A 7,769-nucleotide genomic window follows, 5' to 3' on the forward strand; every position below is an offset into this window, starting at 1 on the left:
CGAGGAGGGACGCCTCGGGCGCCGCAGGAGAGCCGAAGGAGGCCAGCCGCTGCGCGACCGCCGCCGCGTCCCCCACCAGCCGCCCCGACCGGGGCCCGCCCGCCGCCCGCGCCTCGATCAGCACCAGCCGGGCGTGCGTCTCCCACCACGTCCGCCGCTGCGCCGCGAACAGCCGTACGGCGACGGCGGCGCGGGCGGCGGCGGTGTGCGCGTCCCCGGCCGAGCGGGCCGCCCGCGCGGCCGCCAGCAGCAACTCGGCCTTGCGGGTGGACTGCCCGCCGATCCGCTCCAGCAGTGCGATCGCCGCGTCCGCCTCGGCCAGCGCCTCCGGAGCGAGGCCCGCCGCCATCAGCACCTCGCAGCGCCGGATCGACAGGTTGTACGTCGGCGTGCCCAGCTTGGCGTACCGCTCCTCGGCCTCGTCCAGCAGCCGCAGCGCCGCCGGGATGTCCCCGGACCGGAAGGCGGCCAGGCCCCGGCTCTCCACCACGTCCGCCTTGTCGTGCTCCTGGCCGGTGGTGTCCCACAGCCGCTCCGCCGCCGTGAAGTCGGCCACCGCCCGGTCCACCGCGCCCAGCGCCAGATGCACCGTCGCCCGCAGGGTCAGCGCCCGCGCGGTCCAGATGTCGTCGGCGACCTGCCGCAGCACCGGCAGCGCCCGCCGCACGTCCTCCAGCGCCTCCCGGTGACGCCCCAGCACCCACCACACATAGGCCCGCCGGTACAGCACCCGGGCCCGGGTGTGCCCGGTGCCCCGCGCGACACCCCGCTCGAAGGACGCGAGCCCCTGCCGCGTGCGCCCCGCGTGCACCAGTGCGACCCCCAGCGTCGCGAGCACGTCCGCCTCCCGGTCGGCCGACTCGGCGCGCGCGGCCAGGTCCCGGGCCCTGCGCAGATGCCTGAGCGCGATCCGCAGATCGCCGAAGTCCCGTTGCCAGATGCCGAGGACCTGGTGGGCGACGCTGGCGTGCAGCGGCGGCGGACCGGCCCCGAGCACCTGTTCCGCGCGCGCCCGGGCCTCGCCCGGGTCGGCGAACACCATCGGCAGCAGTTCGAGGACCGACGCGCTTCCCGCTGTCACCCCTCGCATGGTAGTGGCCTGGTGTATCAGACGACGGCCTGGCGGCTCTCACTGTCGTACACCGTCCCGAGGGGGAGGATCCGGAATGGCACCCCAGCGATTCCACGAGCAGTTCGGCCACATCCAGCGCTCGATGCCCGGAGTTCCGCTGGCGATGGGCCCGGACGAGGACGCCCGGTTCCTGTACGAGAAGGGAGTCGTCCTCGCCCGGGCCGGCGAGGAGGCCCGGGTCGTCGAGGACACCGTGCGCGCCCACTTCACCGAGACCCGCGGGCTGGTGCCCGAGCATGTGCGCCGCATCGGCCCGGACAGCGACCGCACCGGCGTCACCCGCATCCGGGTCGGCGACCCGTCCCTCGGCGACGACACCGTCCCGCACGCCCTGCGCGCCCTGCGCGAGGCCGAGGAGCGCCGGGGCCGCCGGCTGGTCGGCCGCAACCACGTCGTGCACATCGCGGTCAACGCCTGCCCCGGTGACGAGCCGGTGCCCGTCGCCCGCACCGGATCGCCCAACCCGGCGGCCGCGCAGGAGGGTTACGACCCCGGCACGGCCGTCCGCGTCCTGGTGGTCGACACCGGTCTGGTGCACGACCACCGCGCCTACCCGCTGCTCGCCCACACCACGGGCGACGCCCAGCTCGACGAGACCGACGGCGACGGGGTGCTGCGCCAGTACGTCGGCCACGGCACGTTCATCGCCGGGATCCTCGCGGCCGTCGCACCGTGCACCGACATCACCGTCCGGGGCACCCTCAACGACGCGGGCGCCGTGCTGGAGTCCGAGTTCGGCGCCCGGCTCTTCGAGGCCGTCGACCAGGGCGGCTGGCCCGACGTCCTCAGCCTGTCCGCGGGCACCCCCGCCGAGGGCGACGACGGGCTGATCGGACTGGACGCCTTCATGCGTGAACTGCGCGGACAGCGCACCCTGCTGGTCGCCGCCGCCGGGAACAACGCCAGTGACATCCCGTTCTGGCCCGCCGCCTACGCGGCCCTGCCCGAGTACGCGGACAGCGTGCTGTCCGTCGGCGCCCTGCGCTCGGACGGCGAGAGCGGGGCCTGCTTCAGCAACCACGGCGCCTGGGTGCGGGCGTACGCCCCCGGTGAGCGCCTCACCAGCGCCCTCACCGGCTTCGACACGCCCGTGCCGTACCTCTACCAGCACTCCACCTACGACACCTGCCGGTACGGCGCCGGCTACACCTGCACCTGCCAGTTCCCGCGTCACACGGGCGTGTTGAGCGAGGGCCGGGAGAGCACCGGGGCCAAGCCGGACCAGGTGATGTTCGACGGGCTCGCACAGTGGAGCGGCACCTCCTTCGCCACCCCGGTCGTCGCGGGCCTCGTCGCCGCCCGGATGACGGCGCTGCGGGAGCGCGACCCGCGCACGGCAGGCGCCCGGTTGCTGGCGGACACCACCGACCGGGCCGAGGTGCGCGGGGCGCACGTACCGGCGCTGCGACCGCCCACCTGGCGCCCCGTCCCGGTGCCGAGCCCCGCGCTGCCCGCATGAGGGCCGGAACCCTCCGCTCCACGGCGTACGATGACGAGCCGTACACGAGGGGTGGAGCCGTGGACCGAACAGAGGTCGGCGCGCTCGTCCGGTCCGCCGTCGACGGGGACGCCGCGGCCTGGAAGGCGCTGGTGGAAGGGCTGAGTCCGCTGGTGTGGTCGGTCGTGCGCGCACACCGGCTCTCGGACGCCGACGGGCACGAGGTCTACCAGACCGTGTGGTTCCGCTTCGCCCAGCACCTGGGCCGGATCCGGGAGCCCGACAAGGCGGGCTCGTGGCTGGCCAGCACCACCCGCCACGAGTGCCTGAAGGTGCTGCGGAGCCTCACGCGGCTGACGCTGACGGACGATCCGCAGGTACTGGACCGGGCCAGCGACGACCGTACGCCGGAGCAGACGCTGATCGACCACGAGGAGGCGGCTGACCGGGCCGAGCGGGTCCGCCGCCTGTGGCGGGAGCTGGACGAACTGGGCGAGCGCTGCCGGCAGTTACTGCGCGTGCTGATCGCCTCGCCGCCGCCCAGCTATGTGGAGATCTCGGCCGCGCTCGGCATCGCGGTCGGCAGCATCGGACCTCTGCGCCAGCGCTGCCTGCGCCGGCTGCGGGCCCGGATGGACGCACGGGGTGCGGCATGAACCGCGACGACGAGCAGGACGGCGGGTACGAGGGCTACGAAGGCTACGAGGACTACGAGGGCATGGACGGCGCGGAGGCGGCGGACGCCCTGCTGGAGGAGGAGCTGCGCGAGGCGGCGGCCGTCCTGGACCCCGTCCCGGAGAGCCTGCGCCAACTCGCGGTCGACGCCTACGCGTTGTACGACCTGGACGCCCGGATCGCCGAGCTGACCTTCGACTCGCTGGTGGACGCGGTGCCGGTGCGGGGCGTCGTGGACCCGCCGCGCATGCTGACGTTCCGCGCGGGACGGGTCACCGTCGACGTCGAGGTCACCGAGGAGGGGATGATCGGCCAGGTGCTGCCGCCGCAGTCTGCGCGCATCGAGGTGCTCGGCGGCCCGCAGACCGCCCGCCCGGTCGCCGTCGACACCCTCGGGCGCTTCACCAGCGACAGCCCGCCGGCCGGCCCGTTCGCCCTCAGACTGCGCACCGGCGCGGAGGTGATCGTCACGGAGTGGCTGCGAGCCTGAGGCCGGATCACCGGTGACGGGCGGCGTCCGGGGCCGCGGATCGCCGTCCCGTGCCGCCGCTTCACCTGCTGTGGCGGCACCGCGAGCCGCAGACCCAGCGGCCGGTCCCGCCCTGGCCGGATCGGGCGCGGGCCCGTCGGGGACCGGGGCGCCGGCCGGGCGGCGTGCCGGTCTCGAGGCTTGTCATGTGCTCCACCCCGATCCGCCGCACCGGCCCCGCCCCGCCCGAGTGCTCCGGCCGGACGGCTACAGCGCGTCGACCAGCGCGGCCAGGGCGGCGGCGAGCCGCTCCAGCCCCGGACCTGCGGGACCGCCCGGCTCGGTCATGTACGTGTCGCGCCGGATCTCGACCATGAGCGCGCCGCCCCGGGTGTCGGCGCCGTAGTACTCCAGGGGCACGTAGGTGCCGCGGAAGGGGCTGTCCAGGCCCGTCCCGCCGCAGCCGGAGAACGCCGTGCGGGCCGCCTCGGTCAGCTCGGGCGGGGTGTGGAAGGCGTCCGTGCCCAGGCACACCGGCGGGCGCGGGCCGGCGCCGTGCAGCTCGTAGGGGAGCGGCTTTTGCGGATAGGAGCCGAGCGAGGGGCAGGGCTCCGGCATGCCGATCAGCAATCCGAAGGTGGCGGGGCACGCCTTCCTGGCCGCGCTGTACCGGGACGGGTACTTTCCGGACCACCTCGTGGACAAGGGCCGCGGGATACTGCTCGCCCTGTGCGCCCGGATCGAGGCCGAAGGGCCCGCCGACCTGGCCGCGCTGTACCGGCTGACGCGGGCGGCCACCGAGGAGTTCAACGCGCTGGAGGCCGAGTTCGAGGCGGCCGGCAGTGAGATCGAGACCGTGGCCCGCGAGGAGATAACCGGGGACTTCGGGTTCGTCGCGCGGGCCTACGGCTTCGCGGACGCGGACGCGGAGGAGCTGGTCGCCGTCCGGGAGTGGTGACGGCCGGCCGCACCGGGCGGTGTCCCAGCGCGCCTCCGCCCCGGCCGGGGTCCGGCCGGGGCGGAGGGATCAGCGCGGTGGGCGGCTCGGTGCCGCGGGCGTCAGCTCAGGGACGCCAGCGCCTCGTTCCAGGTGGCCGACGGGCGCATGACCGCGTCCGCCTTGGCCTTGTCCACCTTGTAGTAGCCGCCGATGTCGGCCGGCTTGCCCTGCACGCCGATCAGCTCGTCCACGATCTTCTGCTCGTTCGCGGCCAGCGTCTCGGCGAGCGGCGCGAACGCCTTCGCCAGGTCGGCGTCGTCGGTCTGCCGGGCCAGCTCCTGCGCCCAGTACAGGGACAGGTAGAAGTGGCTGCCGCGGTTGTCGATGCCGCCGACGCGACGGGTCGGGGACTTGTCCTCGTTGAGGAAGGTCGCCGTGGCCCGGTCGAGGGTGTCGGCGAGGACCTTGGCGCGGGCGTTGCCGGTGGCCGTCGCGTACTGCTCGAAGGACGGCACCAGGGCGAAGAACTCGCCCAGCGAGTCCCAGCGCAGGTAGTTCTCCTTGAGCAGCTGCTGCACGTGCTTGGGCGCGGAGCCGCCGGCGCCCGTCTCGAACAGGCCGCCGCCCGCCATCAGCGGGACGATCGACAGCATCTTGGCGCTGGTGCCCAGCTCCAGGATCGGGAAGAGGTCGGTCAGGTAGTCACGCAGCACGTTGCCGGTCACCGAGATGGTGTTCTCGCCGCGGCGGATGCGCTCCACCGACAGCTTGGTGGCCTCGACGGGGGACAGGATCCTGATGTCCAGTCCCTCGGTGTCGTGCTCCGGCAGGTACTGCTCGACCTTGGCGATCAGCTTGGCGTCGTGGGCGCGGTTGCGGTCCAGCCAGAACACCGCCGGGTCGCCGGTGGCGCGGGCGCGGGTGACGGCCAGCTTGACCCAGTCGCGGATCGGGTCGTCCTTGGTCTGGCAGGCGCGGAAGATGTCGCCCTGGGCGACCGGCTGCTCGATCAGGACGTTGCCGGCCTGGTCGGTCACGCGGACCGTGCCCGCGGCCGGGACCTCGAAGGTCTTGTCGTGGGAGCCGTACTCCTCGGCCTTCTGCGCCATCAGGCCGACGTTCGGCACCGAGCCCATGGTCGACGGGTCGAAGGCGCCGTTGGCCCGGCAGTCCTCGATGACGGCCTGGTAGACACCGGCGTAGGAGGAGTCCGGGATGACGGCGAGGGTGTCGTGCTCCTGGCCGTCCGGGCCCCACATGTGGCCGGAGGTGCGGATCATGGCCGGCATGGAGGCGTCCACGATGACGTCCGAGGGGACGTGCAGGTTGGTGATGCCCTTGTCGGAGTCGACCATCGCGAGGGCCGGGCCCTCGGACAGCTCGGCGTCGAAGGAGGCCTTGATCTCGGCGCCCTCGGGCAGGCTCTCCAGGCCCTTGAGGATGACGCCGAGGCCGTCGTTCGGGCTCAGGCCGGCGGCCCTGAGGGTCTCGCCGTACTTCGCGAACGTCTTCGGGAAGAAGGCGCGCACCACGTGGCCGAAGATGATCGGGTCGGAGACCTTCATCATCGTGGCCTTCAGGTGCACGGAGAAGAGGACGCCCTCCTCCTTGGCGCGGGCGACCTGCGCGGCGAGGAACTTCTCCAGCTCGGCCACGTGCATGACGGAGGCGTCGACGACCTCGCCCTCGAGGACCGGTACGGACTCCTTCAGGACGGTGGTGGTGCCGTCCTCGCCGACCAGCTCGATCCGCAGCTTGCCGGCCTCGGAGATCACCACGGACTTCTCGGTGGAGCAGAAATCGTTCTCGCCCATGGTCACCACGTTGGTCTTGGACTCGGCGGACCAGGCGCCCATGCGGTGCGGGTGGGTCTTGGCGTAGTTCTTCACCGACGCCGGGGCACGGCGGTCGGAGTTGCCCTCGCGCAGCACCGGGTTCACGGCGGAGCCCTTGACCTTGTCGTAGCGGGCGCGGATCTCGCGCTCCTCGTCGGTCTTCGGGTCGTCCGGGTAGTCCGGCAGCGCGTAGCCCTTGCTCTGCAGCTCGGCGACGGCGGCCTTCAGCTGCGGGATGGACGCCGAGATGTTCGGCAGCTTGATGATGTTGGCCGCGGGCGTCTTGGCCAGGGCGCCCAGCTCGCTCAGCGCGTCCGGGATGCGCTGGTCCTCGTTCAGGTACTCGGGGAAGACGGCGATGATGCGCCCGGCCAGCGAGATGTCGCGCGTCTCCACGGGCACACCGGCCTGCGAGGCGTACGCCTGGACCACCGGCAGGAACGAATGCGTCGCCAGGGCCGGGGCCTCGTCTGTGTAGGTGTAGATGATGGTCGAGTCAGTCACCGGGTGCTCCGCTCCACGTCTGCAACATTGCTCGACATCAAGATATCTCGTGACGGGGCTCGGCTCGACAGGGGTACCGGCCGGACGGACCCGAGGCCCGGGACCGGCCCGAAGCCGCCCTCCGTGATCGTCACGATCCGGCCACCCGTGATCATGCGCCCGCCCCGCCCGTCAGCTCGCGCTCGATCCAGCGGCAGATCACGTCCACGACGTAGACGTGCTCCGCCCGGCTCAGCCGCCTCCCCTGGGGGATGCCGTGCCAGCGCTGCAGGCAGCCCCGGCAGCAGGTGGCGGTCGCGTGCTGGGCGACGAACACCGGGTGCCCCCGGTACGGGGTCTGCTTGCCGTCCTTGTACGGCTCGGCCGGGGCCAGCCGCTTGGCGATCAGGTCGTAGGCGTGCCACCGGATCGCGGCCCGCCCCTTGAGCTCGGCCGTCGCCCGGTCCCGCCCGCGCAGATGGAACCTCGCACGGAAAGGCTGGCGGGCGAGCGTGTCGAGTCGTTGGTCGAGCGCGCGGGCGTCGTCCACGCCCCTCCCGGCGGAGGGGTCGGCGGACGGCTGCCCGGGCGTGCCGGGGACGGGCGAGGAAGTCATGCTCCTTCGAGCGTAGTCTCTCCCGGCCGGGGACCGGCGGCCGTCCGGTGCCAGGGCCCCGCCCCCGTGCCCCGGTGCCAGGCCAGCGGGTCGTCGCCGGTTCGCCCCCGGACAGCGACGACGAGGATCTTCCGTCTGCGCATGCCCAAGATCGCCTCCTGGCCCACGCGGTTGATGGCGG

7 protein-coding genes and 1 pseudogene are annotated in these 7,769 nt (G+C 73.4%); 4 read left to right on the top strand and 4 right to left on the bottom strand.

Annotated features, from left to right (window positions below):
• Positions 1-1,090, bottom strand: a 1,090-nt coding sequence (locus tag ACLU3S_RS34430; protein WP_413955905.1) for a tetratricopeptide repeat protein, incomplete at its 3' end; no start/stop codon positions are given.
• Between the two features lie 76 nt (positions 1,091-1,166).
• Between ACLU3S_RS34430 and ACLU3S_RS34435 the strand changes: the two genes are divergently transcribed.
• Genes ACLU3S_RS34435 through ACLU3S_RS34445 form a run of 3 tightly spaced genes read left to right on the top strand, consistent with a single transcriptional unit; the run spans position 1,167 to position 3,735 of the window.
• On the top strand, positions 1,167-2,591 hold the full coding sequence (locus tag ACLU3S_RS34435; protein WP_413955906.1) for a S8 family peptidase: 1,425 nt from the start codon (positions 1,167-1,169) through the stop codon (positions 2,589-2,591).
• Positions 2,588-3,226 (top strand): RNA polymerase sigma factor, encoded by a 639-nt coding sequence (locus ACLU3S_RS34440; protein ID WP_413955907.1) that lies wholly within the window; start codon positions 2,588-2,590, stop codon positions 3,224-3,226. Before ACLU3S_RS34435 ends, ACLU3S_RS34440 begins: the two co-directional genes overlap by 4 nt.
• Positions 3,223-3,735, top strand: a complete 513-nt coding sequence (locus ACLU3S_RS34445; RefSeq protein WP_413955908.1) for a hypothetical protein — start codon at positions 3,223-3,225, stop codon at positions 3,733-3,735. Before ACLU3S_RS34440 ends, ACLU3S_RS34445 begins: the two co-directional genes overlap by 4 nt.
• 246 nt (positions 3,736-3,981) lie before the next feature.
• On the opposite strand, the pseudogene ACLU3S_RS34450 reads toward ACLU3S_RS34445, so the two are convergent.
• A pseudogene (locus ACLU3S_RS34450) lies at positions 3,982-4,308 on the bottom strand (N-formylglutamate amidohydrolase); the annotation flags it as partial.
• A gap of 22 nt (positions 4,309-4,330) precedes the next feature.
• Here ACLU3S_RS34450 and ACLU3S_RS34455 point away from each other — a divergent pair.
• A complete protein-coding gene (locus ACLU3S_RS34455; RefSeq protein ID WP_413955909.1) occupies positions 4,331-4,672 on the top strand; it encodes a DUF5713 family protein in 342 nt (113 codons plus the stop codon).
• A 101-nt stretch (positions 4,673-4,773) separates the two neighbouring features.
• Here the strand turns inward: ACLU3S_RS34455 and ACLU3S_RS34460 are convergent, their stop codons facing one another.
• The gene (locus ACLU3S_RS34460; protein ID WP_413955910.1) at positions 4,774-6,993 is read right to left on the bottom strand and encodes an NADP-dependent isocitrate dehydrogenase; all 2,220 of its coding nucleotides are present in this window, start codon (positions 6,991-6,993) and stop codon (positions 4,774-4,776) included.
• 151 nt (positions 6,994-7,144) lie between these two features.
• On the bottom strand, positions 7,145-7,588 hold the full coding sequence (locus ACLU3S_RS34465) for a DUF4186 domain-containing protein (protein WP_413955911.1): 444 nt from the start codon (positions 7,586-7,588) through the stop codon (positions 7,145-7,147).
• Positions 7,589-7,769: the final 181 nt, after the last annotated feature.

Origin of the sequence: Streptomyces sp. AF1A, assembly GCF_047340315.1 — a bacterium.
GTDB lineage: Bacteria > Actinomycetota > Actinomycetes > Streptomycetales > Streptomycetaceae > Streptomyces.